At 43.1% G+C, this 25,469-nt stretch carries 23 protein-coding genes and 1 pseudogene; 11 read left to right on the top strand and 13 right to left on the bottom strand.

Annotated features, from left to right (window positions below; all coding sequences use genetic code 11):
- The gene (locus QK890_RS04465) at positions 1-228 is read right to left on the bottom strand and encodes a ferredoxin family protein (protein WP_005776432.1); all 228 of its coding nucleotides are present in this window, start codon (positions 226-228) and stop codon (positions 1-3) included.
- 18 nt (positions 229-246) lie between these two features.
- Complete coding sequence (locus tag QK890_RS04460) at positions 247-522, bottom strand: tetratricopeptide repeat protein (RefSeq protein ID WP_005776433.1); 276 nt, start codon at positions 520-522, stop codon at positions 247-249.
- Between the two features lie 286 nt (positions 523-808).
- On the opposite strand from QK890_RS04460, the pseudogene QK890_RS04455 reads away from it, so the two are divergent.
- Positions 809-1,012, top strand: a pseudogene (locus QK890_RS04455) (hypothetical protein); the annotation flags it as partial.
- Between the two features lie 214 nt (positions 1,013-1,226).
- On the opposite strand, the gene rpiB reads toward QK890_RS04455, so the two are convergent.
- The 5 genes from rpiB to QK890_RS04430 all read right to left on the bottom strand — a co-directional run bounded on the left by rpiB (position 1,227) and on the right by QK890_RS04430 (position 7,570).
- A complete protein-coding gene (gene rpiB, locus QK890_RS04450) occupies positions 1,227-1,661 on the bottom strand; it encodes a ribose 5-phosphate isomerase B (protein ID WP_005776435.1) in 435 nt (144 codons plus the stop codon).
- Positions 1,662-1,742: 81 nt separating this feature from the next.
- Positions 1,743-3,752 carry a transketolase gene (locus QK890_RS04445; RefSeq protein WP_005819299.1) on the bottom strand — a complete coding sequence of 670 codons (2,010 nt, stop codon included), beginning with the start codon at positions 3,750-3,752 and terminating at the stop codon, positions 1,743-1,745.
- Positions 3,753-3,906: 154 nt separating this feature from the next.
- On the bottom strand, positions 3,907-5,061 hold the full coding sequence (gene galK / locus QK890_RS04440) for a galactokinase (RefSeq protein WP_005776437.1): 1,155 nt from the start codon (positions 5,059-5,061) through the stop codon (positions 3,907-3,909).
- Between the two features lie 35 nt (positions 5,062-5,096).
- Positions 5,097-6,422 carry an MFS transporter gene (locus QK890_RS04435; protein WP_005809061.1) on the bottom strand — a complete coding sequence of 442 codons (1,326 nt, stop codon included), beginning with the start codon at positions 6,420-6,422 and terminating at the stop codon, positions 5,097-5,099.
- A 50-nt stretch (positions 6,423-6,472) separates the two neighbouring features.
- Entirely contained in the window at positions 6,473-7,570 is a 1,098-nt protein-coding gene (locus tag QK890_RS04430; protein ID WP_005776439.1) for an aldose epimerase family protein, read from the bottom strand.
- 263 nt (positions 7,571-7,833) lie between these two features.
- Between QK890_RS04430 and QK890_RS04425 the strand changes: the two genes are divergently transcribed.
- Positions 7,834-8,805 carry a type I phosphomannose isomerase catalytic subunit gene (locus QK890_RS04425; protein ID WP_005776441.1) on the top strand — a complete coding sequence of 324 codons (972 nt, stop codon included), beginning with the start codon at positions 7,834-7,836 and terminating at the stop codon, positions 8,803-8,805.
- Positions 8,806-8,874: 69 nt separating this feature from the next.
- On the opposite strand, the gene QK890_RS04420 is transcribed toward QK890_RS04425, so the two are convergent.
- The 4 genes from QK890_RS04420 to QK890_RS04405 form a co-directional block, all read right to left on the bottom strand.
- Complete coding sequence (locus tag QK890_RS04420) at positions 8,875-9,138, bottom strand: hypothetical protein (protein ID WP_032544015.1); 264 nt, start codon at positions 9,136-9,138, stop codon at positions 8,875-8,877.
- Positions 9,139-9,142: 4 nt separating this feature from the next.
- Entirely contained in the window at positions 9,143-9,508 is a 366-nt protein-coding gene (locus QK890_RS04415; protein ID WP_005776444.1) for a phage holin family protein, read from the bottom strand.
- A 26-nt stretch (positions 9,509-9,534) separates the two neighbouring features.
- On the bottom strand, positions 9,535-9,744 hold the full coding sequence (locus tag QK890_RS04410; RefSeq protein WP_005776445.1) for a YtxH domain-containing protein: 210 nt from the start codon (positions 9,742-9,744) through the stop codon (positions 9,535-9,537).
- Positions 9,745-10,210: 466 nt separating this feature from the next.
- The gene (locus QK890_RS04405) at positions 10,211-11,494 is read right to left on the bottom strand and encodes a DEAD/DEAH box helicase (RefSeq protein ID WP_005776446.1); all 1,284 of its coding nucleotides are present in this window, start codon (positions 11,492-11,494) and stop codon (positions 10,211-10,213) included.
- Positions 11,495-11,683: 189 nt separating this feature from the next.
- On the opposite strand from QK890_RS04405, the gene QK890_RS04400 reads away from it, so the two are divergent.
- Both QK890_RS04400 and QK890_RS04395 read left to right on the top strand, forming a co-directional pair.
- Positions 11,684-12,454 (top strand): SDR family NAD(P)-dependent oxidoreductase, encoded by a 771-nt coding sequence (locus tag QK890_RS04400; protein ID WP_005809052.1) that lies wholly within the window; start codon positions 11,684-11,686, stop codon positions 12,452-12,454.
- A gap of 113 nt (positions 12,455-12,567) precedes the next feature.
- On the top strand, positions 12,568-13,065 hold the full coding sequence (locus QK890_RS04395) for an SPOR domain-containing protein (protein WP_032544014.1): 498 nt from the start codon (positions 12,568-12,570) through the stop codon (positions 13,063-13,065).
- A 99-nt stretch (positions 13,066-13,164) separates the two neighbouring features.
- Here the strand turns inward: QK890_RS04395 and QK890_RS04390 are convergent, their stop codons facing one another.
- Positions 13,165-15,837, bottom strand: coding sequence for a glycoside hydrolase family 2 TIM barrel-domain containing protein (locus QK890_RS04390; RefSeq protein ID WP_367627215.1), 2,673 nt, complete (start codon positions 15,835-15,837; stop codon positions 13,165-13,167).
- A 733-nt stretch (positions 15,838-16,570) separates the two neighbouring features.
- On the opposite strand from QK890_RS04390, the gene cysQ reads away from it, so the two are divergent.
- The 7 genes from cysQ (at position 16,571) to QK890_RS04355 (ending at position 24,135) form a co-directional block, all read left to right on the top strand.
- Positions 16,571-17,389 carry a 3'(2'),5'-bisphosphate nucleotidase CysQ gene (gene cysQ / locus QK890_RS04385; RefSeq protein WP_005776451.1) on the top strand — a complete coding sequence of 273 codons (819 nt, stop codon included), beginning with the start codon at positions 16,571-16,573 and terminating at the stop codon, positions 17,387-17,389.
- 20 nt (positions 17,390-17,409) lie between these two features.
- Positions 17,410-18,966 (top strand): SLC13 family permease, encoded by a 1,557-nt coding sequence (locus QK890_RS04380; RefSeq protein ID WP_005776452.1) that lies wholly within the window; start codon positions 17,410-17,412, stop codon positions 18,964-18,966.
- 28 nt (positions 18,967-18,994) lie between these two features.
- The gene (gene cysC / locus QK890_RS04375; protein WP_005776453.1) at positions 18,995-19,603 is read left to right on the top strand and encodes an adenylyl-sulfate kinase; all 609 of its coding nucleotides are present in this window, start codon (positions 18,995-18,997) and stop codon (positions 19,601-19,603) included.
- A 27-nt stretch (positions 19,604-19,630) separates the two neighbouring features.
- Positions 19,631-20,542: a sulfate adenylyltransferase subunit CysD gene (cysD, locus tag QK890_RS04370; RefSeq protein ID WP_005776455.1), complete on the top strand. Its 912-nt coding sequence runs from the start codon at positions 19,631-19,633 to the stop codon at positions 20,540-20,542.
- Between the two features lie 11 nt (positions 20,543-20,553).
- Positions 20,554-21,984 (top strand): sulfate adenylyltransferase subunit CysN, encoded by a 1,431-nt coding sequence (gene cysN, locus QK890_RS04365; RefSeq protein ID WP_032544012.1) that lies wholly within the window; start codon positions 20,554-20,556, stop codon positions 21,982-21,984.
- 66 nt (positions 21,985-22,050) lie between these two features.
- Positions 22,051-23,157, top strand: coding sequence for a sulfotransferase (locus tag QK890_RS04360; protein ID WP_005776457.1), 1,107 nt, complete (start codon positions 22,051-22,053; stop codon positions 23,155-23,157).
- A 15-nt stretch (positions 23,158-23,172) separates the two neighbouring features.
- Positions 23,173-24,135, top strand: coding sequence for a PCMD domain-containing protein (locus QK890_RS04355; protein ID WP_005776458.1), 963 nt, complete (start codon positions 23,173-23,175; stop codon positions 24,133-24,135).
- 203 nt (positions 24,136-24,338) lie between these two features.
- On the opposite strand, the gene QK890_RS04350 is transcribed toward QK890_RS04355, so the two are convergent.
- Positions 24,339-25,460 (bottom strand): OmpA family protein, encoded by a 1,122-nt coding sequence (locus tag QK890_RS04350; protein WP_005819308.1) that lies wholly within the window; start codon positions 25,458-25,460, stop codon positions 24,339-24,341.
- Positions 25,461-25,469 lie beyond the last annotated feature (9 nt).

Raw genomic sequence — 25,469 nt, 5'->3', positions numbered from 1 at the left:
TTATTCTACTTTAACTTTATAAACAGAGATACATCCGTCCGGGCATACAGTTGCGCATGAACTGCATCCGTTACAGGTATCTTCAAGAATCTGCTGGGCATAATTATACCCTTTTACATTCACCTCTTTGGCGAGGGATATTACGTTGAGCGGACAAGCTACCACACACAGGTTGCACCCCTTGCAACGCTCCGTGTCGACTACGATTGCTCCTTTGATTTTTGCCATAATCTGTCTTTATTACGTTTATTGATTATACATATCTTTATTGTAGAAATTTAAAATATCCATCACCATCTTGCGTGCCTGGAGAGCCGGGCTGTCGGGATTGAGTTCGATGGCGGATTGATAATTGTTGAGAGCTTTTTGCCAGTCTCCCAATTTGCGGTAAGCATTTCCCATCAGATAGTAAGCTTCATCTTTTCCGACTGGTTCAGTCCGGAGAAATTCGTCAAGTGCCTGAAGCGCCTTTTCTATATCTCCTTGGTTGATAAGCTCTTTGATGGTTTTCAGTTGATCCATATCTTTTGATTTTCCGGATTATTGAGTCACAAAGATAGCTTTTTATCTTTTAACCTGTTCATCTCTATTGTGAAAAATAGGAAAACTGAAAAAAATAGAGATCTGAGTATAGTATACCTCTTTGTCAACCTGATACTCTTTTGATGTGTTTGTAGGTATTTGTAGCTTCTACTGTTTACAATTCTTTGATTATATCAGACTTTTGAAGAATTATGTTTTTTATATCTTAATGTGCTTAATTTAAGGTATTCTTAATCACTTGGTAATCAATGAACTTCTTTTTCTGGGAAATGTATTACGGGAGTTTTATCCGGAAGGTGCTTTGAAAAGCGAAGCGGAGATTAAAGAAGGAAAACGTCATGGTCGTTACCGTGAATATTACGAAAATGGTAAACTGAAATTCCGTGGGAAGTATGCAAATAATCAACCTAAAGGTACGTGGAAATATTATACTGAAGAAGGTGAGTCTGAACGTAAGGAGAAGCACTGATAGAGAAGTATGCCGGATTGCCTGTAAATAGAAGAGGGTGTGTCGAAACTCACCACCGAGGACACAGAGTAACACAGAGATGATTTTAAGTTGTTGATTATTAGCAAAAAAAAGACTCTGTGCTACTCTGTCTTACTCCGTGGTGAAAAGAGTTTCGACACAGCCTCGTATTATTATAAGAATTGGCGTTCTACTGATATGAGACCGTATGGTTTTACTTTACCGGGATCTTATCAATACGTTTTTGATGGCGTCCGCCCTCAAATTCAGTGGAGAAGAACTCCGTCATAATCATGTCCGCTTCTTCGGTACTGATATAACGGCCGGGCATGACCAGTACGTTTGCATCGTTGTGCAGGCGTGCCATGTGTGCAATTTCTGCTGACCAGCAAAGTGCCGCACGTATACCTTGATGTTTGTTAAGTGTCATACTGATACCGTTTCCACTGCCACAAATGGCAATTCCCGGATAGCATTCACCGGCTTCTACAGCCAGAGCCAGCGGGTGGGCAAAGTCGGGATAGTCACAGCTGTCTGTCGAGTATGTTCCAAAGTCTTTGTATTCCCAGCCTTTTGCTTCCAGCCAACCTCTTACATATTCTTTTAATTCAAAACCGGCATGGTCGCAACAAATTCCAATTTTCTTCATTTTTCTTTAATGTGCTAATATAGTGAATGTGCTAATGCCCCAGTCCGGAAGAACTGGCACATTAGCACATTGAATGATTGATCAGAGCATTGATTTTACCTGATTGTATACGTTTTCTGCTGTGAATCCAAGCTTTTCATCCAGTACTTTGTATGGTGCGGAGAAACCGAAGGACTCAAGACCGAATACTTTACCGTTGGAACCTACCAGACCTTCAAGATTCACCGGTAGTCCGGCTGTCAGACCAAATACTTTGGCACCTGCAGGGAGTATCGATTCCTGATATTCTTTACTTTGATTGCGGAACAATCCTTCGGACGGAGCAGAAACGATGCGGACTTTTACACCTTCTTTGCGCAGAAGTTCGGCACCGGCAACCAGTGTGGAAACTTCCGATCCCGAAGCTACCAGGATTACATCTGGATTTTCATCGGCATCTGCAATGATGTAAGCACCTTTAGCAGCCTGTGAATAATCGGTTCCTACGGGCAGGTTAACGATGTTCTGGCGTGAAAGGATCAGTGCTGTAGGAGTCGACATATTTTCCATGGCGAGCTTCCACGCAATTGTTGTTTCTTCTACATCTGCCGGACGGAGTACCAACATCGAGTTGTGTCCTTTATGGTTTTTCAGCTTTTCAAGCAGACGTACTTGTGCTTCTTGCTCTACCGGTTCGTGAGTAGGTCCGTCTTCTCCGACACGGAATGCATCGTGAGTCCAGATAAACTTCACCGGTTGCTCCATCAGGGCAGCCATGCGAAGAGCCGGTTTCATATAGTCCGAGAAGACAAAAAATGTACCGCATGCAGCAATAATACCTCCGTGCAGAGACATACCGATGCAGATGCAAGCCATACTCAACTCAGAAACTCCTGCTTGCAGGAAGGCACCGCTGAAGTCGCCTTTTTTGAATGCATGGGTCTTTTTCAGGAAACCGTCTGTTTTGTCTGAATTAGACAAGTCAGCCGAAGACACGATCATATTTTCTACCTGAGTGGCCAATGCACCTAATACGGTTGCAGATCCGGCACGGGTTGCTCCGCCTGCTTTCTGTTCTATGGCATCCCAATTTACTTTCGGGGCTTTTCCTGAGAAGAACTCTGTCAATTTAGCGGCCAGTTCGGGATTCGCCTTTGCCCATTCTGCTTTGGCTGCATATTTTCCGGCAACAATTTTTTTCAGCTCTTCCGCGCGTTTTGCGTACAGTTCGGCCACTTCGGGGAATATAGTGAATGGAGCTTCCGGATTTCCACCCAGATTCTTGATTGTATTTACATATGCGTCACCGCCTAACGGTGCACCGTGTGTTGCACAATCGGCTTCATAACTGGTTCCATCTGCCCGGCGTGCTCCTTTACCCATGGTGGTTTTACCGATGATCAGGGTCGGACGGCTCTTCTCAGCTTTGGCTTCAATCAAAGCTTTACGTATTTCGTCCGGGTCATTGCCGTTGATTGTGATTACTTTCCAGTCCCATGCTTCATATTTCATGGCTACGTTTTCGGTTGTCACATCTTCTGTGTTGGTAGAAAGCTGTACGTCGTTTGAATCGTAGAACATAATCAGGTTGTCCAGTCCGAGTGTACCGGCTATACGGCCTGCACCTTGGGAAATTTCTTCCTGGATACCTCCGTCAGATATGTATGCGTAGATAGTCTGGTTCATTATTTCGCCGAAGCGGGCTTTCAGGAATTTTGCTGCAATGGCTGCACCTACTGCATAAGTATGTCCTTGTCCCAGCGGGCCGGAAGTGTTTTCAACGCCACGGTCTACATTCACTTCAGGGTGTCCCGGAGTAGGGCTGCCCCACTGACGGAATTGCTTTAATTCGTCCAATGTATATTTTCCGGTGAAAGCCAATACGGAATAAAGCATCGGTGACATGTGTCCCGGGTCGAGGAAAAAGCGGTCGCGACCTTCCCAACGTGGGTTTTGCGGATCGTATACCAAAAACTCAGAGAAGAGTACGTTCACAAAATCAGCACCGCCCATGGCGCCTCCCGGGTGTCCCGAATTGGCTTTTTCTACCATCGACGCAGCTAATATGCGGATATTATCAGCCGCACGATTCATAAGTTTACTATCGTTCATATCTATTGATTAATTTAGTTTTTTCAGATTTTTCGCAAAGATAACCTTTTAGTGGGATTTATCTACCATAAAAAGATAGCTTTTTTACATAACAAAAAGAAAGGCACATCTGTTTAGGATGTGCCTTGCCTTCTGAATATTAGTTTTTAAATCTTTATGCCAGTTTTCTTGAACCGTCACTGATAACTACATCATACACTTTCGGGCTTCTGCCGAATTTAGCTTTAAATGATTCTTTGGCTTTTTCGATGAAGTTGTCATACAATTCGTCTTTTACCAGGTTAATGGTGCAACCACCGAAACCGCCACCCATTACACGTGAGCCGGTTACGCCACATTCTTTAGCGCAGTCGTTCAAGAAGTCAAGCTCTTCGCAGCTTACCTCGTAAAGTTTGCTCATGCCATGGTGAGTTTCATACATTTTCTTGCCTACGGTTTCGTAATCTCCTTTTTCCAGAGCATCACATACATCGAGTACGCGTTGGATTTCTTCGATTACATATTCGGCACGCATATAATCTTCTGCGCTGATATCAGCTTTTGCTTCTGCCAGCATATCCATTGTACAGTCACGCAGGAATTCTACATGAGGATGTTTTTTCTGGATAGCAGCTACGGCAGCTTCACAGCTCTGACGGCGTTTGTTGTATGCTGATGAAGCCAGTTCATGTTTTACAACCGAATCAAGCAATACCAGACGATAACCTTCCGGTTTGAACGGGAAGTACTGGTACTCCAGAGAACGGCAGTCCAAGCGGATCAGGCTGCCTTCTTTTCCGAATACAGAAGCAAACTGGTCCATAATACCACAGTTTACACCACAATAGTTGTGTTCTGTAGCCTGTCCTATTTTGGCTAATTCAAACTTGTCTATTTTATTCTCACCGAACAGATCATTCAGTGCGAAAGCATAAGTACTTTCCAAAGCTGCTGAAGAGGACATACCCGCACCCAGAGGCACATCTCCGGAAAAAGCTGTATTGAATCCTTTTACATCAACACCACGTTTGATCATTTCACGGCATACGCCGAATATATATCTTGCCCAACTGGCGCGCGGAGCATCTTCTTCGTTCAATCCGAAAGTAACATAATCTTTCAGGTCGATAGAATAAGCATTTACTTTGTCTGTGCCATTTGGCTTGATTTCGGCAATCATTCCTTTATCGATAGCTCCCGGGAAAACAAATCCGCCATTGTAGTCGGTATGTTCGCCAATGAGATTGATACGGCCCGGAGAGGCATATACAAATCCTGTAGTTCCATCAAAATGTTTGATGAAGCGACTTCTTACGTGTTCTATATCCATGATCGTTTTGGTATTAAAAGTTATTATTTATGTTTTTATTCAACAGGAATATCCTTATTTACATTCTTGCAACCTACAAGTGCATAATACAGCATGTATGCTACAGCTGCGAAGATTACCCAGTAACTTGCAATATAACTGCTGGTTACATCGGCTACAGCGCCCTGGATCAGCGGGAGAATACCACCACCGCAAACCATTACCATGAAGATACCGGAAGCCATTGCTGTGTATTTACCCAATCCTTCTACTGCCAGATTGAAGATACCACCCCACATGATAGAAGTACAGAGTCCGCAAAGTGCGAAGAACATGATTCCTACAGGTACTGTTTCCATACCGAAGCCGATGCTGGCACCTCCTTTAAATACAGGCATAGCTACTGTTGTTGCACTGGGGGCAAACATACCGATCAGCAAGAAGATCAGAGCCAGTGAAGAAACTACTGTCAACTGAGTTTTACTTGAGAACTTAGCTCCCAAAGCACCTCCACACAGACGGCCGATCATCATTAGGAACCAATAGGTGCCTACGATTGAACCTGCCATAGCTGTATCCATACCGAATCCTTTGGCACCTGCCGCATCCGGTGAAGTGGTCAGGAACAGGTTAATAAAGTTAGGAATACCTACTTCCACACCTACATATACGAAAATAGCAACTGTTCCGAGAACGAAGTGGCGGAATGAAAGCGGGCTGTGAGTGTCTTTTACTTTATGATCGCTTGCACTTTCTTTGTGAGGCTCGGGAATGTCCATGATGGCCAATACGATGAATACGACAGCGAAGATACCCATAGCGATGAACAATGCAGGGTTAGCATCACTGATACGTGTATCCTGGCTGATGGTACCGATCAGATAACCACCCAATACCGGAACGATCGTAGCAGAAATAGAATTCAGAGAACCACCGAACTGGATCAATTGATTACCCTTTTTACCACCACCTGCAAGTGTATTCAACAGCGGGTTTACTACCGCATTCAACATACACATTGAGAAACCTGAAACAAAAGCACCGGTCAGATAAACCCAGAATACAGTCAGTTCTCCCGGCTGATAGTCCATCTGTCCCGATAGCACTTGAATGCCTACTCCGATAAATCCTACGGCTACGGCAGTAAGGGCAGTCTTTTTGTAACCGATTCTTTTGAGCATCATACCTGCCGGCAGTCCCATAAAGGCATAAGCTATGAAGTTGGCTGCATTACCCAGCTGCGTCATCCAGTTGGCAGCCTGGAATTGCTCTTTTACAATAAGTCCGAGCGGATTAGTAAGTCCTGTTACAAATGAAATCATTGCGAAAAGCGCAAACATCATTGCAATAGGCAACACATAATTCTTTTTTTGTTGTGTCATGGTTTTTAAAAAGTTGTTAGTTATAAAAATGAGGTTAGTTATTTCCTTATTTATTTTTCAACTCCGAATTTATAGATAGTTACCTGCTGGTATTCATCACCCGGCAGTAACGTAGCTGACGGGAAATGTGCTTTGTTCGGTGTATCGGGGAAGCATTGCGCTTCGAAACAGATTGCGCTTCGTGCTGGGAAGGTTGCTCCGTTTGTCCCTTCGAAACCTCCCAGCCAGTTACCTGTGTATAGTTGTACGCCTGCTTCTGTGGTGTATACTTCCATAGTACGTCCGCTGTTGGGCTCTTTGCAGGTAGCTGCCAGGTCCAGAGAACCCGCTTCTATCTTGTTTAGTACATAGCAATGGTCATAACCTGCACCATGTATCAATTGCTGGAATTTATCATTAATTCGTTCACCGACGGTGTGCGGGGTACGGAAGTCCATTGGAGTGCCTTCTACTTTGGCTATTTCTCCTGTTGGAATGGATACCTCATCTATCGGAGTATAGAAATCTGCGTTGATTGTGACGATGTTGTTTTCTACTGTTGGGGTGGGATTGGCAGTACCTGCCAGATTAAAGAATCCGTGGTTGGTCAGGTTTACGACAGTCGCTTTGTCGGTAGTAGCACGGTATTCGATGACAATTGCATTCTCTTCTTCTTCAAGGCGATAAATCATTTCCACTTCCAGATTACCGGGGAAGCCCTCTTCTCCGTCTGCCGAAGTATAGTTAAACCGGATCATGCCTTCCTCTATCTGTTCGGCATCCCAAACTCTGGCATGAAATCCTGTGGGGCCGCCATGAAGTGAATTAGGGCCATTGTTGATTGTGAGATTGTGCTCTTCACCATACAAGGTAAATTTACCTTTGGCGATACGGTTGCCATAACGTCCGATAGTGGTGCTCAGGAAAGGTTCCGGTCCGTGCATCAGTGCATCCAGTGTGCCGTAGCTGAGTACGACGTTGGCATATTTTCCGTCTTTGTCCGGAACCATGATAGATAGAATGGCGCATCCGTAGTTTGTTACGGCAACTTCCATTCCTTTCTTGTTTTTGAGGATAAACAAATCGGTTTTCTTATCGTTTATATCCTTTTGAAAATCTTTCCGGCTGAGCCCTGACAGATTTCCTTCAGTTGGGAATGTGTTAATCATGTCTGGTATTATTAAAATTTCTTGCAAATAAAGGGAAATTCTTTCGTTCTCCCAAATTATTCCTTGTAAATCTGTTCGGCGATTTAGGAAAGTTTAGCGTTTCCCGAAAAAGCATCCAAAATTGTAATGTGAAGATAAAATTTTCATGTTACTTTTAATTAAAAGGCAGGATTTTGTGTATTATTTGATATTTTTCGTATGTTTGTCCCTTGATTGTTAAAATCATGAGTTTTTAATCTAAGTTTATAACAAGAAAAACAAAAATGTATCCATTAAAATTCGAACCCATTCTGAAGCAGACGCTTTGGGGGGGCGACAAAATTATCCCGTTCAAGCATCTGAAAGATGATTTGAAGGGAGTGGGGGAAAGCTGGGAAATTTCCGGCGTAGAAAATAACGAGTCTGTCGTAGCTAATGGTCCGGATAAAGGCCTTACGCTGACCGATATGGTGAAAAAATACCGTGAGGAACTGGTAGGCGAAGCAAACTATGCCCGTTTTGGCAATGAGTTTCCTTTGCTGATAAAGTTTATCGATGCGAAGCAAGATCTGTCTATACAGGTGCATCCAACTGATGAACTGGCTAAGAAGCGCCACAACTCAAAAGGTAAAACTGAGATGTGGTATGTAGTAGGTGCCGATAAAGGGGCTAAACTGCGTTCGGGATTTTCTGAGCAGATTACTCCGAAAGAATATAAAGAGCGCGTGTACAATAATACAATCACAGATGTGCTTCAGGAATACGAAATCCATCCGGGCGATGTTTTCTTTTTGCCTGCGGGACGTATCCATAGCATTGGTGCGGGGGCATTCATCGCTGAAATCCAGCAGACCTCGGATATTACTTATCGTATTTATGATTTCAATCGTAAAGATGCGAATGGAAAAACACGTGAGTTGCATACCAGCCAGGCACTCGATGCAATCAACTATGAAGTGCTTGATGACTATCGTACCAAATATGAACCTCTGAAAGATGAACCGGTTGAGTTGGTGGCTTGTCCTTACTTTACCACGTCGGTTTATGACATGAGTGAGCAGATCAGTTGTGATTATTCAGAGCTGGATTCATTTGTTATCTTCATTTGTATAGAAGGTTCTTGTCTGATGACCGATAATGAAGGCAACGAGGTGACACTTGGTGCGGGAGAAACGATTTTGCTTCCTGCCACCACTCAGGATGTGACGATTGTTCCACAAGGCGGCAATGTGAAATTACTGGAAACGTACGTGTAAAGACTTCCTTGATATCACATGATAATAGTAGACGCCCGGATATACAATGATGTATGTCCGGGTGTTTTTTTAATATCTTTTCCGGAAAAGTCCGCGAACTTTGCGGATCATTTTCATGCCCAGCATGACGCCGTCAAAAATAGCCATACCGGTATTGAAAGAACGCATCAGTGAGCTACCACCTGAAGCTGCAGGTGCAAGGGGGGCGAAAATCCGGCGGGTAGTATCCGCCATGGCTTGTTTCTGGTTGCGGATATCCTGCAATATTTCTTGTTTACGCTGAGCAATGTCTTCCAGCGTAATTTTTGGGGGAGTAGGTGTGCTGTTGTTCATTGCTTCATTTTTTATCGGGATCGTTGAGAAACAGGTTTGCAAGGAAATTTACCATTGGTGAAATGATAAGTTGCCTGCGAAAAAAATAAATGATGGCGATCAATATGATATTGATGCCTGCTATGATGCCGAAACTTACCATCAATCCACCTACTAATGGCTCAAGAATGTAAGCCAAGGCAAAAAGCAGATAAAACAGGGCTACCATACCTAAGATAGTAAGCACTAAAATCATAATTAACGTGGATAGGAGTATCGTTAATTTTTCCGTCAATTCCAGTTTGGTATACTCTTTTTGGAGCACAAGAAACTTCTTGAACTCAGCAAACAGTTGCTGGATATTTTCAATGCTTTTATCGTCTGTAAACATGATAGCTCTGTTTTGGTCTTGTTCATTTAGTCAATTACTTCACCTTTGATTTCGGCTGCAATTTCGTCAACGAGATTTTCCATTTCGTTACGATTCAACTTGATACCTTTTTTGCGAAGAATCTCTGCGATTTTGTGACGAGTATCTTCTCCTTTTTCAGGAGCAAATAAAATACCCAGGGCTGCGCCTACGGCTGCACCACCCAGAAAAGCTGCTAATACATTAAGTCCTTTCATAATCTTTTGTTTTTAAATGATCATATTACAAAGCTAACATTTTTATTGAAAACTTGTTCTATTTGCCCTAATTTTTTTAGAAAATAATACTCTGTTTAAAATCTGAAGCCCCTAAAGCGGGAGATTCACTTCTTTGTGGGAATATTCGTATGGGAGATATATTTAATTAATAAAGAGTGTGTGTCGAAACTCACCACAGAGGACACAGAGTAACACGGAGGCGATTTAAAGTTGTTGATTATTAACAAAAAGACTCTGTGATACTCTGTGGCACTCCGTGGTGAAAAGAGTTATGACGCACCTTCTTTATACTTTTATATGGAGTGTTTTCTTGGAGTTATAAATCTCCAAGATTTTTCTCATACCATGGGGCTGTGTATATGGCGCTTTTGGGTTCTATTTACCATTGGCTTGATTTATATATTTTGATGTGAAAGAAAATCACATCTGCCCTATTGCCAACGGATTATTTCCTTTTTTCTTGCTTATTAGAAGAAGGCTGGTTAGGCTTTTGTTTTTTCCGTCTCCAGAAGTCACCGTTCGCCCGACTTCCACGGTATACTTTGTTGGCTTTTGCTTTGACCTTAATCTCTTCTTGTTTTTCTTCCTGAGCTTTGGCGCCTTCGGCAGTGACAAACGGATGTTCTTTCACTACAGGAATGTTTTTCCCTATCAGTTTTTGAATGTCTTTCAGGTAGGGAAGTTCTTCTGATTCGCAGAAAGAGATGGCTACACCTTCATGTCCGGCACGTCCTGTCCGTCCGATGCGATGCACATAAGTTTCCGGTACATTGGGTAACTCATAATTGATCACGTGCGATAGCTGATCTACGTCGATGCCTCGTGCGGCGATATCGGTTGCTATCAAGGCGCGTAGGGTGTGATTCTTGAAGTTGGTCAAGGCCCGTTGGCGGGCATTCTGGGTTTTGTTGCCGTGAATCGCTTCTGCGCCGATGCCGGCTTTGGTCAATATACGTGCCAGTTTATCAGCTCCGTATTTGGTGCGTGTGAAAATAAGTACCGACTCGATAGAGGCGTCTTTCAGCAAGTGAATCAGCAGGTCTTTTTTTTCTTTTTTCTCGACAAAATAAACTTGTTGAGAGATGATATCCACAGTCGAAGAAGCCGGGGTTACCTCCACTTTTTCCGGTTTTGTCAACATCGAGTTTGCCAGTGTCTCTATTTCCGGTGGCATGGTAGCCGAGAAGAACAGAGTCTGTCTTTTCGTCGGAAGCAGTTTCAGGATACGTTTGATATCGTGGATAAATCCCATGTCAAGCATTCGGTCTGCTTCGTCCAAAACAAAAAAGTCAAGTGAATTCAAGGAAACGAATCCTTGTGATATCAAATCCAATAATCTGCCCGGAGTTGCAACCAATATCTGTATCCCCCCCCGTAAAGCGTCGGTCTGTGGTTTCTGTCCTACTCCGCCGAAAATAACGGCATGTTTCAGACCGGTGTAACGGCCATATGCTTCAAAACTTTCACCAATCTGTATCGCAAGTTCCCGGGTTGGTGTCAGCACTAATGCTTTGATCCCTTTGCGATGGTCCGTTTTATACAATTTTTGCAAGATAGGGATAGAAAAAGCCGCCGTTTTACCGGTGCCCGTCTGAGCGCAACCTAATAGATCTTTTCCTTGAAGTAAAATGGGGATTGACTGTTCTTGTATCGGGGTGGGAGAGGTGTAACCCTCTTGTCTTAAAGCCTTTAAAATAGGCTCTATCAAATTCAAATTTTCAAATGTCATGTACAATAATTGAATGAGCCTCTCGGCTCTGTTATGTTATATAGCACAAAGATAGGTCAATAGTAAGACGTAAATCCTTTTTTCTGTAATGCTTTAATCTTATTTAACTAAGGTGTAGGGCATATCATCGGAGGTTTAAGCGTACTTTTGTGTCTCATTATATGGGAAATCTAAATTAATATATGAGAAATGAAAGGTAAAATCGTTTTTATAACAGGAGCAAGCAGCGGTATTGGTGAAGGCTGTGCACGTAAGTTTGCTTCACAGGGTTCGGACTTGATCTTGAATGCCCGTAATGTGGCAAAGCTGGAAGAACTGAAAAAGGAACTGGAAACTAAATATGGGGTGCGTGTCTGTTTGTTGCCGTTTGATGTACGTGACCGCAAAGCGGCTTCCGCAGCATTGGCCTCTTTACCGGAAGAGTGGAAAAATATCGATGTGTTGGTGAATAACGCCGGTCTTGTGATTGGAGTGGACAAAGAGTTTGAAGGAAATTTGGACGAATGGGATATTATGATTGATACCAATATTAAGGCATTGTTGGCTATCACGCGTATGGTGGTTCCCGGAATGGTGGAGCGTAGCCGCGGACATATTATTAATATCGGTTCGATAGCCGGTGATGCAGCCTATCCCGGTGGAAGTGTGTATTGCGCTACTAAGGCTGCCGTCAAAGCACTTTCGGACGGTCTGCGGATCGATTTGGTAGATACTCCCCTGCGGGTTACGAATATAAAACCGGGAATGGTGGAAACTAATTTTACGGTCGTCCGTTATCGTGGAGATAAAGATGCTGCCGATGCTTTTTATAAGGGCATTCGTCCGCTGACCGGAGATGACATTGCTGAAACCGTTTATTATGCTGCTTCTGCCCCCGAGCATATACAGATAGCCGAGGTATTGGTGATGCCCACTTATCAGGCCACCGGTACGATTTCTTATAGGAAAAAGGATTGCTGAGATTTCTGAAAAGGTGTTTTTTAGGAAGATTGTTTTGTGGGGTGATAAAAATTCTATTATTTTGTCCCCTTCAAACAGTGGATACGAAATTATTAACTAAATGTGTATAGATTATGAAAAAATTAGTAGTATTAGGGATGGGCGTATGCGTTGCCTTGGCATTTGCTTCATGTAAATCCAGCGAAAGCGCTTATAAAAAGGCATACGAGAAAGCTAAACAACAGGAATTGGCTGAACCGCGGGTAGAAGCTCCCGTAGAGGTCACTCCGGTGGTTACTGCTCCGGTAGAAACTAAAAAAGCTGTTGATAATGCTGCAGGCGTTCGTCAGGAAAAGGTAACAGTGGTTTCAGGTGCCGATGGATTGAAAGATTATAGCGTAGTATGCGGTAGTTTTGGTTTGAAAGCAAATGCAGAAGGTCTGAAAGATTTTTTGGATAAAGAAGGTTATAATGCAACTATTGCTTTTAATGCTGAAACAGCCATGTATCGTGTGATTGTAAATACATTTGCCGATAGAGCTTCTGCTGCACAGGCACGTGATGCTTTCAAGGCTAAATATCCTAATAGAAAAGACTTCCAGGGTGCCTGGTTGTTATATAGAATCTATTAATAAAGAAATTCTTTTTGGTAATTTCGGGGGCAACAGATGTTTGCTCCCGGATAAAGGCAGTAACTGTGAAGTTACTGCCTTTTTCAAATAGTGATGTGATTATTTCTTTTCGCCGAACTCCTCCTGTTGCTGTTCTACTTCTTTCAGTTTTTCGGCATTCTTAGCTTTCTGCAATCTTTCTTTTTCCAGTTGCGTTTCTGACTTTAGAGTTAGACTGTTTGTTCCTTGTCCGGTAAAGGTCGGAATAAATGCAGATTCTTCCTGACTGTAAATTTGAGGGAAGGTTCCCGGTTTACTTTCTAATTCTAATACGGCACTACTTGGCATTTGTGACCCTTCGAATAAAACACTGGCCGTGATTTTGATTTTGCCGGGTTTTAAAGTAGATTGAATCAGTACCGGAGCCGTTCCCCAACGAACAGATGCCGGGTTAGCCAAGTTATTTGCGCCGCCTAAGATACGTCCTTCACCTTCTACCTGAAATTTGATGGTATAGTTATTCAAACGTTTGATATTACCATTCTTGTCGGCAACGGCAGCTATAACAGTGATAAAGTCAGAACCATCTGCCTTCAGATCTACTCCTTCATTATCTATCCATAAGAGTAGTTTTTCCGGTCGTCGTGCCGGATAAACTTTATGCGTAGCTACTACTTTGCCGTCTATCAGCCCTTCTGCCAATAAGTATACGTCGGCCTGTTTGCCCTGGCGTGACAATGCTTTGTCTTGCATAAAGTCGTATGCGTCTTTGAAAGTAATGATGGGGTAAGGCATCCCTTCTTTCTCCGGGGTGCGGACATAGGTTTGTGTTTTTCCACCTTTGAGATAAGTAAGTCTCACTTCGTCGCAGTTAGAATAGACTGTGACATCTCTACCGGAGAACGGGGTCATTTCATGGGCGATATAAACCATCGGACCTGTCTTGAAAAGACGCTTCTCTTTCCGGGGAGATCGTTGGGACATAAACATATAGTAAGAATACTTGGGTTGTCGGAATACATCCATCACACCTCCGTAGAACGGATCGGGGTGATAACCGCGTTGATGGTCGAACGAATGCCATAAACAGCCTCCTATATGTTGCCGGGGGGTACGGTATAAAGCATCATAACTGGTGTATTTGTAAGGTGGGCAAGCATAATGTTGCGCTTGTATAAGCATGGCTTGTTCACCCCAGTTGCGTGCCACCCGGCTGGGAGAGTTGTGAGAATTCCAGTCATCCACATTATCACCCCATTCACGTGTGAAGTAAGTGATCTGTTTCTTGATATGGTTGGTTGAGTAGGCTCCTCCGCCTCCATTGAGCGGATGGGTGAAAAGTATTTGGAAATGCTCTTTTCCTTTGGCTTCACTATCACATCCGCTGTAACAATATGGATACGGATACTCTACTTTTACTATATCATGTGCATTCCGGGCAAAGTCGGCCGGGTACCAGGTTTCGTTCAGGATTGGTTCCCACATCCATACGCAGGGATGGTTGCGGTCCCGTCGAACCATATTCCGGATGTCGCTGTATACCCGTTGCGCAAAGACAGGGGCATCGTTCCAGAATTGCCAACCCGGTGTATTGACAATTACAAACAGTCCAAGTTCATCGCAAGCATCCATGAAAGCCGGGTCTTGCGGGCAATGTGCATTACGAATTACTTTCATCCCTGCATCTCTCAGCTTTTTGGCATCGCGCCAGTGAATGCTGTTTGGTACTGCATTGCCCACTATCGCGAAGTCCTGATGGCGGTTAGCTCCTATCAATGGTGTTTCATAAGGCCTTCCGTTCAGCCAGAATCCGGCTTCTCCCTTGAATTCGATGCTGCGGATCCCGATTCGGCGGCGGTATCCGTCTATTACGTTGCCCTGTTCGTCACGAACGCGGACAATCAGATTGTATAGTGTAGGTGTCTCCGGGCTCCACAACATTGGATTTTTTACCGTCAGCTTATCAGATGAACTGGCTGCCTTACCGGATTTGACACGAATGACGGAATTCAGAAAAGCTATTTGTTGTCCGTCCGGTTGTTGAAGCTCGTATTCGACGACTCCTTTAAAAGCTTTTTTTCCGGAGTTCCGAATCTGTATTTTGAGCAATACTTCGGCCGAGAGATCCGATACATTGTCATAAGCGACAAATAATCCTCCGCCTGCTTCTTCGTTTTCATAATTCGGATCGGTAATGAATATCTGATTATGTGCCACCAGCCAGCAGTCCCGGTATATTCCTCCGAAATAAGTGAAATCCAGCACTTCCTGTTGTTTTCCGGGGGGATAATTAGGGTCATTGCTATTGTCGGCCCATACGGCAATCAGGTTGTCTTTGCCAAATTCCAGGGCATCCGTCACATCGACAACTGCAGGTAGATAACCTCCAAAGTGTTCAGATAGTAGTTTACCGTTTACATATATTTTACTTTTACCCATGATGGCTTCAAAGTGCAGAAATAATTTCTTGCCTTTCAAGGTTGCATCCGGTGTAAAATGTTTGCGATACCATACTTCACCTTGGTAATTAACACAGCCGCTGGCTTCAGTAGGCAAGTATTCGATGCCATGGGGCAAGGAAACTACCTCCCATGATCGATCGTTGAAGTTAACAGCTTCGGCGCCAACGCAATTTCCTTTATAAAAGCGCCATGCAGGATTCATGGAATAGACCTCCCGACCGGAATCAGCCAGTCGGAAAAATCCGGCGGTGGAGAATTCTGGCTGATGCGCTTTAATGCATAGCGGGGATAAAAGTAGACTGATAAATAGCAGAATAATGCTTTTCTTCATTGTGGTAGGTTTTGATAATCAGTTATTGGTGTTTTCTTTTTTTTGATTTTAAATCTTAATAGGTTGGTTTCGTAATCCTTGCGGAGTACGGCGTGAAGTTATTAAAAAAGTCTAATACTCGCAAGAGGCTTGCAAACTCTTTATATAAATCATCTTTTAAGCTGTATAATTACCGTTCGTTATTTTCATATATTCAGATGGGAGAGTTGCTACTTGCTTAAATAGCAATTATCTTTTCCGAAACTATAAGATAAAGATTCTTTAGATAAAGAAGGCTGTATTGTACTATTTTGCTTATAACCAGTGATATGGCGGTGCTTGTTTTAAGCTTGGAAAAGACTTGGTTTAACATTGTGTTAAACCAAGTCTTTTGTGGGTAAATATCAAGTCTTTTTAATGCAAAAGGTTTGATGTTTGTGAATGGAAAGCAAATGATACAAAAGAGGAATTAACAATGTTAATTTGTACGCTCCGTCAGAGAAGTTGTTTGGAGCGTATGTTTTATCTTTGAAGCTTCTTTTTAGCACTGTCTGTGTCATATAAAAAATTGGAGGTATAGCTGAATAGTTTTTTTGATATGAAAGGTTTTTTAGGGTTTTGCCGGTTTCTACTAAAAGAAGTTATAATTAGCTATTTAAAAACTTTTTAAAGAGATAAAGTTTTTACTTTTGTGTCTCTATTTACCTGGGGATTTTACGCCTTGTCGGAAACAAGGTTTTAATTGCGTAATAAAATGGAACATAAATACTTATTTATTGCTGTTGATGCAGCCCTGAAAGCAGGAGAGGAGATATTGTCTATTTATACCGATCCGGCTTCGGACTTCGAAATAGAGCGGAAAGCTGACAATTCTCCTTTGACCATTGCTGACCGGAAAGCACATATAATAATTTCCACTATTTTGAATGAAACTCCTTTTCCTGTTCTGAGCGAAGAAGGGAGACATTTGGATTATGATACCCGTCGTAAGTGGGAAATGTTGTGGATTGTCGATCCTTTGGATGGTACGAAAGAATTTATCAAGCGAAACGGTGAATTTACAGTGAACATAGCTTTGGTGAAAGCGGGGGTTCCTATTATCGGAGTTATTTATCTGCCGGTGAAAAAAGAACTCTATTTTGCCGGTGAAGAGATCGGTGCTTATAAATTGTCGGATATTACAGCTTTAGAGGATAATGCCACACTTGATAAATTGATTGCCGCTTCCGTACGGCTACCGCAGGGCGGTCGGCAAAATCAATTTGTGGTTGTTGCTTCCCGTTCACATCTGACTCCGGAGACAGAGACATACATTGAGGCATTGAAGCAGAAACACGGCGATGTGGAGTTGATATCCAGTGGCAGTTCTATTAAAATATGTTTGGTTGCTGAAGGTAAAGCGGATGTTTATCCTCGTTTTGCTCCTACTATGGAGTGGGATACTGCTGCCGGACATGCTATAGCACGTGCTGCGGGAATGGAAGTTTATCAGGCGGATAAAAAAGATGTTCCCTTGCAGTATAATAAAGAAAATTTGCTGAATCCTTGGTTTATTGTTGAGAAGAGAAGATAAACCACTAATTGTTTGCGTTTATGACATTTGAAATTGCGTTTGTGTTATTATCCTTATTGGGGATGGTTATTGCTTTGATTCTGGACAAGATGCGTCCCGGCATGATACTTTTTTCAGTAGTGGTGTTGTTTCTCTGTGCAGGTATTTTGACTCCGAAGGAGATGCTCGAGGGATTCAGTAATAAAGGGATGATAACCGTGGCCCTGCTTTTTTTGGTAAGCGAGGGTATCCGCCAGTCGGGAGCGTTGGGGCAGGTCATTAAAAAGTTGCTTCCTCAGAAGCGAACGACGGTATTCAGGGCACAATTGCGTTTATTACCTTCCGTTGCCTTTATTTCGGCTTTTTTGAATAATACTCCGGTTGTTGTTATTTTTGCTCCAATCATTAAACGATGGGCGCGTACCGTCCACTTACCTGCTACCAAATTCTTAATTCCTCTTTCGTATGTGACTATATTGGGAGGTATTTGTACTTTGATCGGTACGTCTACCAACTTGGTTGTGCACGGAATGATACTGGAATCCGGACATGAAGGATTTACGATGTTTGAATTGGGTAAAGTGGGGATCTTTATTGCAATTGCCGGCATCATTTATCTGTTTGCTTTTTCTAAAAAGTTGCTCCCTGATGCACGTCCCGATACGGCCGTACCTGATGAGGAAATAGAAGAAGGAGATAAACTCCACCGGGTGGAAGCTGTGCTTGGTGCCCGTTTTCCGGGTATTAATAAAACGTTGGGTGAGTTTAATTTCAAGCGTCATTATGGTGCTGAGGTCAAAGAAATCAAGAAACGCAACGGACAGCGGTTCGTCAATAACCTGGAAGAGGTTGTTTTGCGTGAAGGTGATACATTGGTAGTGATGGCAGATGATACATTTATTCCTACTTGGGGAGAATCTTCCGTGTTTGTGTTGTTAGCCAACGGCAATGATAACGAACCTGTACCGGGAAAAGGGAAACGCTGGTTTGCATTGATTCTGTTGATTCTGATGATAGCAGGTGCTACTGTCGGAGAACTTCCAATAGTGAAGGAAATGTTTCCGGACATGAAACTGGATATGTTTTTCTTTGTTTCCGTTACTACTATTATCATGGCCTGGACTAAAATCTTCCCGGCACGCAAGTACACTAAATATATTTCGTGGGATATTTTGATAACGATCGCTTGTGCTTTTGCCATCAGTAAGGCAATGGTGAACTCGGGAGTGGCCGATAAGGTGGCAGAGTTCATAATCGGCATGAGCGATGATTACGGTCCCCATGTATTGCTGGCGGTTCTATTTATTATTACCAATCTGTTTACGGAACTGATTACAAACAATGCGGCCGCTGCGTTGGCTTTTCCGTTGGCTTTGTCGCTTTCAACCCAGTTGGGAGTCGATCCGATGCCGTTCTTTGTGGTCATTTGTATGGCTGCATCGGCCAGTTTCTCTACACCGATTGGTTATCAGACTAACCTGATCGTACAAGGTATCGGTAACTATAAGTTTATGGATTTTGTCCGTATCGGATTACCTTTAAATCTTATAACATTCCTGATTTCTATTTTCCTGATTCCTTTAATCTGGCCGTTTTAATGACTGAAACAACATCTAACATATTATAATGGAAGAAAATAATAACATATATCCAATATTCGACCGGATGCTGACCCGGCAGGATAAAGAAGGACTCCTGAGGCAGCATGGCGTGATGATTTGGTTTACCGGTCTGAGCGGATCGGGCAAAAGTACGATTGCAATTGCTTTGGAACGCGAATTGCATAAACGTGGATTGTTGTGCCGTATCCTGGACGGAGATAACATCCGTACGGGGATAAACAATAATTTAGGCTTTTCTGAAGCCGACAGGGTGGAAAATATTCGTCGTATAGCTGAGGTTTCCAAACTTTTTATTGATACCGGTATTATTACGATTGCTGCTTTTATCAGTCCTAATAATGATATCCGCGAGATGGCAGCCCGCATTATCGGGCAAGATGATTTTTTAGAAGTATTTGTCAGCACTCCGCTTGCCGAATGTGAGAAACGCGATGTGAAGGGGTTGTATGCCAAGGCCCGCAGAGGAGAAATAAAAAACTTTACCGGGATATCCGCCCCATTTGAGGCTCCGGAGCATCCGGCCTTGTCACTTGATACTTCAACACTTTCACTTGAAGAGTCAGTCAAGCGTCTGTTGGACATTGTATTGCCCCGTGTGAGCAGACATGAATAGAATATAGATGAAGAAATAATCATAACAATGAAAGAGGAATATAAATTAAGCCACTTAAAGGAACTCGAAGCCGAGTCCATTCACATTATCCGCGAAGTGGCGGCGGAGTTTGAGAATCCGGTTATGCTGTATAGCATCGGAAAGGATTCTTCGGTCATGGTACGCCTCGCCGAGAAAGCTTTCTATCCGGGCAAGGTGCCGTTTCCTTTAATGCACATCGATTCTAAATGGAAATTTAAGGAAATGATTCAGTTCCGTGATGAATATGCTAAAAAGTATGGTTGGAATCTGATTGTGGAAAGCAATATGGAAGCTTTTCATGCGGGAGTAGGACCGTTTACACATGGAAGTAAGGTACATACCGACCTGATGAAAACACAAGCTTTATTGCGTGCACTCGATAAATATAAATTTGATGCCGCATTTGGCGGTGCCCGCCGTGATGAAGAAAAATCACGTGCCAAAGAGCGCATATTCTCTTTTCGTGATAAGTTTCATCAATGGGATCCTAAAAACCAGCGTCCGGAACTGTGGGATATTTACAATGCCCGCGTACATAAAGGTGAAAGCATACGTGTGTTTCCGTTGAGCAACTGGACCGAGCTGGATATCTGGCAATACATTCGCTTGGAGAATATTCCGATTGTACCATTGTATTATGCCAAGGAGCGTCCTGTGGTGCAGATGGACGGAAATCTGATTATGGCTGATGATGAGCGTCTGCCGGAGAAATACCGTGATCAGATTGAGATGAAAATGGTACGTTTCCGTACGTTGGGGTGCTGGCCGTTGACAGGTGCTGTCGAGAGCGAAGCCGACACCATTGAGAAGATTGTGGAAGAGATGATGACTACTACCAAGAGCGAACGTACAACCCGCGTTATTGATTTCGACCAGGAAGGTAGCATGGAACAGAAGAAACGCGAAGGATATTTTTAAATATTACAACTATGGCAGATAAATTAGATATAAAAGCATTTCTGGATAAAGACGAACAGAAAGATTTGCTGCGTCTGTTGACGGCAGGTTCGGTAGACGATGGAAAGTCTACATTGATCGGGCGACTGCTGTTCGATAGCAAGAAATTGTATGAAGACCAGCTCGATGCGCTGGAACGCGATAGTAAACGGTTGGGTAATGCAGGAGAACACATTGATTATGCTCTGTTGCTGGATGGGCTGAAGGCCGAACGCGAACAAGGCATTACGATTGATGTGGCCTATCGTTACTTCTCTACCAATAACCGCAAATTTATCATTGCTGACACTCCGGGGCACGAACAGTATACCCGTAATATGATAACCGGTGGTTCTACGGCCAATCTGGCTATTATTCTGGTAGATGCCCGCATGGGAGTGATCACTCAGACAAGACGTCATACCTTCCTGGTTTCTTTGTTGGGAATCAAGCATGTGGTGTTGGCAGTCAATAAGATGGACTTGGTCGATTTTTCGGAAGAGCGTTTCAACGAAATAGTAACAGAGTATAAAAAGTTTGTAGCTCCTCTGGGGATTCCTGATGTAACCTGCATTCCTCTTTCGGCACTCGATGGAGACAATGTGGTGGATAGGTCGGAAAGAACTCCATGGTACGAAGGACTCTCCTTACTTGATTTTCTGGAAACGGTGCATATCGACAGTGATAATAATTTTGATGATTTCCGCTTTCCCGTACAATATGTACTTCGTCCGAATCTTGACTTCCGCGGATTTTGCGGTAAGGTGGCATCCGGTGTTATACGTAAAGGGGATAAAGTGATGGCTTTGCCTTCCGGTAAGGTATCTCATGTTAAGAGTATTGTTACTTTTGATGGTGAACAGGAGTATGCTTTTCCTCCACAGTCGGTTACACTGACACTTGAAGATGAAATAGATGTATCGAGAGGAGAAATGTTGGTTCATCTGGACAACCTGCCTATTGTAGACCGTAATTTTGAAGCGATGTTGGTGTGGATGGATGAAGAACCGATGGATGTCAACAAATCGTTCTTTATCAAACAGACAACGAACGTTAGCCGTACCCGTATTGATAGCATTAAGTATAAAGTGGATGTCAATACGATGGAACATTCATCTGTCCCTTTCCTTTCTTTGAACGAAATAGCACGTGTGGTGTTTACTACAGCCAAAGAGTTGTTCTTTGATCCGTATCAGAAGAATAAATCGTGTGGTTCGTTCATTCTGATTGATCCGATTACCAATAATACCAGTGCTGTGGGGATGATTATCGATCGGGTTGAAAGGAAAGACATGAATGCTTCTGATGATCTTCCGGTTCTGAACCTGCCAAAACTGGGCATAACGACTGAGCATTATGAAGCGATTGAAAAGGCTGTGAAATCGTTGAGTGAACAAGGTTTCGAAGTCAGAATAGAAAAGTAAATAATGATTCGATGTGCCGACGGGCTGGTTACGGCCTGTTGACACATTAACAACTAACACATTATTATGGGATTACTTGAATTTAATAAACTTCCTATAAATACTCTGGTGGGTGCAGACTGGCAAACATTTAAAGCTATTACGGGAGGAAGGGAGGTCGATGCGCCCTATAAAGGTAAATATCGTCTGACAAAGGCTGTTTGCCGTTTACTGTCTACTTTGGCCCCTCTTCAGGATAAGCGTTATGAGAAGATACTGGCAGATAAACCATTAGAGCATGATCCGGTTTTTATTCTTGGTCACTGGCGTAGTGGAACTACTTTTGTGCACAATGTTTTTTCATGCGATACACATTTCGGCTATAACACGACTTATCAAACCGTATTTCCACATTTAATGATGTGGGGCCAGCCGTTCTTCAAGAAAAATATGAGTTGGCTTATGCCGGATAAGCGTCCGACGGATAATATGGAACTGGCCGTCGATTTACCGCAGGAAGAAGAGTTCGCACTTGCCAATATGATGCCTTATACCTACTATAATTTCTGGTTCCTACCCAAATACCAGCAAGAATATGCTGATAAATATTTGCTTTTTGATGATATCAGCGAAGCTGAACTGAAGGTTTTTGAGGAGACATTTACCAAGTTGATCAAGATTTCTTTATGGAATACGCAAGGTACCCAGTTTCTCAGTAAGAATCCCCCTCATACAGGACGGGTGAAGGAGCTGGTGAAAATGTTCCCCAATGCGAAGTTTGTTTATCTGATGCGCAATCCGTATACAGTATTTGAATCTACACGGAGTTTCTTTACCAATACGATTCAGCCATTGAAATTACAGGATATTACTCCCGCCGAGTTGGAGGACAATATTCTTTCCATTTATGCTAAATTGTACCATAAATATGAAGCTGATAAGCAGTTCATTCCCAAGGGAAACCTGATGGAAGTGAAATTTGAGGATTTTGAGGCAGACGCTATGGGAATGACTGAGAATATTTATCATGCTTTGGATATTCCCGGATTCTCCGAAGCACGTGGTGCAATAGAAAAGTATGTGGGAGGTAAAAAAGGATATAAGAAAAACAAATATAAGTATGATGACCGTACTGTTCAGCTGGTGCAGGATCATTGGGATTTTGCACTGAAGCAATGGGATTATAGTTTATAAAAGAAAGGAGGAAAGATGATTCAGAAGACATATCGCTTATGGGTGGCAGGTCTGGTAACTTTGTGTTCTGCTCCTGCTGTGGCGCAGCAGAAGGTGGAGATGTTCTCTTTTGGGAATATGGACCAGTGGGTGACACGTGAGATAAAAGAATCGGGTATTATTGGCGGAAATACCAAAAAAGTATATGCCATTGGACCTACGGAAACCATTGTAGGTGCGAAACCTTATACGAATAAAGGAGGGTCTCCATGGGCTACTTCTAACGTTATGGCACGCGTGTCAGGGATTACGAAGACCAATACTTCGGTGTTTCCTGAAGCACGAGGAGATGGCTTTTGTGCACGTCTGGATACCCGTATGGAGAGTGTGAAAGTGCTCGGAATTGTAGATATCACAGTTCTGGCGGCAGGATCTATGTTTCTGGGGACAGTACATGAACCGATTAAAAGCACTAAGAATCCCAATAAAATGTTACAGATGGGAGTGCCGTTTACCGAACGTCCGTCAGCTATCCAGTTTGACTATAAAGTGAAAATGTCCGATCGTGAAAACCGCATACGGGCAACGGGATTCAGTAAGATAACAGACGTGCCGGGCAAGGATTTCCCTGCTGTTATTTTGTTGTTGCAGAAACGTTGGGAGGATGCCAAAGGGAATGTATATGCCAAACGTATCGGGACAATGGTGAACTATTATTATCATTCGACTGATTGGAAAAATGGTGCCACTTACAATATTATGTATGGCGATATAACTAATGATCCGGCATATAAGGCTCATATGATGCGTCTTCAGGCTTCTGAGTATTTTACGGTGAACAGTAAGGGGGAGAGTGTCCCAATCCATGAAGTGGCATGGGGAGAAGCTGACGATGTACCGACACATATGGTACTCCAGTTTACGTCCAGTCATGGTGGTGCATATATCGGATCGCCTGGAAACTCGCTCTATATTGACAATGTGAAGTTAGTATATTAGGACTCTGTCAGACGAAAAGGATAAGCGAAGATGTGTTCATGAATAATGGACACATCTTTTTTTGTTAGTTTACATTGGAAGAAAATATTCCGGAGCGGGGAGTCATGACTTGACAAGGCAAGAAAAAAGGTACGTCTCAGCGACGTACCTTTTCAAAGTATAGAGCAATTTGTTTCCCGCTCTATTAGGAAATCGAAACCCTATTATTCTAAAATTACAACACGGTTCAGGAAGTTCTTGCCAAACATGTTGGCAGTTCCGCCGAAACCGATGAGTTCCAGTTGATCTTTGCTTACGCCTTCTTTGATAAGAGCGTCATATACAGCTTGGGCACGTGCTTCAGATAGTTTCTGGTTCCACTTTGCACTACCGGTAGCTTCATCTGCATAGCCTGCCACTTTGTATTTCTTATCCGGATTAGCCTTCAGGATCTTAGCTGCCAACCGGATGTTAACCATGCCGTAGTCATCGATTTTAGATTTGCCAATCTGGAAGAAAACAGCACGAGGACCGGCTACTTCAACTTCTTTTACAACTTCTTTTGTTACAGGTTTCACGTTAGCCAGTGCGTTCTTAGCATCAGCCAAGTCAGACTGAGCTTTTGACAATTCACTTCTGTAACGATTCAACTCTTCGTTAATAGCACTTTGGTCTACCTGGGCACCACAAGATACGAATCTCTTACCTCCGAATGTGTAAGTAACACCTGCTGTCAGAGAAACAGCGCCATCCGTATGAGCTGAGCTATAGCGTCCGAATACGGAAGGGGAAACTTCTCCTCTTGCCTCTACATTAATGTCCAGGTATTTGTTGATGTTGAATTGTCCCATCAGACCAACAGAACCATTAATCAGTGCATCCAGTTTATCCTGGTTGCCATAAGCCTTGGCAAACGTAAGTCCCGGACCGGCAAACACTGATACGGTGAACAAACGGTCGGGGTTGTAGCCTCCGATGGCATTTGACAAATTGAACAATCCGTCGGCACGCAAAGTGAAGTACTTTTTATTCTTCATTTTGTTATATTCTCCTTCCGGCATGCCGTATTCGGAGTATAATGTGCTCCAGCATCCGGCTACCTGACCGCGGATACCCCAGATAGGGTTGAACAGTTTACCGACTGATGCATGGATCAGCGGAGTTATGGCATGTCCGAAGCCATAATCAAAGTTGTCAGGGTTTACACATCCCTGTGCTCCCACACCCACACTGATAAAGATATTATCTTTAGCTTTCTCGCTATAATAATGCTCTTTGGTCTGGGCTGAGGCGGAGATGGCTGCGCCTGTCAACAGTAAAGACAATATTGCTATTCTACTTTTCATGTTATTTCA

This window comes from Bacteroides sp. NGMCC 1.200775, assembly GCF_040798045.1.
GTDB lineage: Bacteria > Bacteroidota > Bacteroidia > Bacteroidales > Bacteroidaceae > Bacteroides > Bacteroides hominis.
Note: the sequence above shows the minus strand (reverse complement) of the source record. Positions and strands in the feature narration are given on the sequence as shown.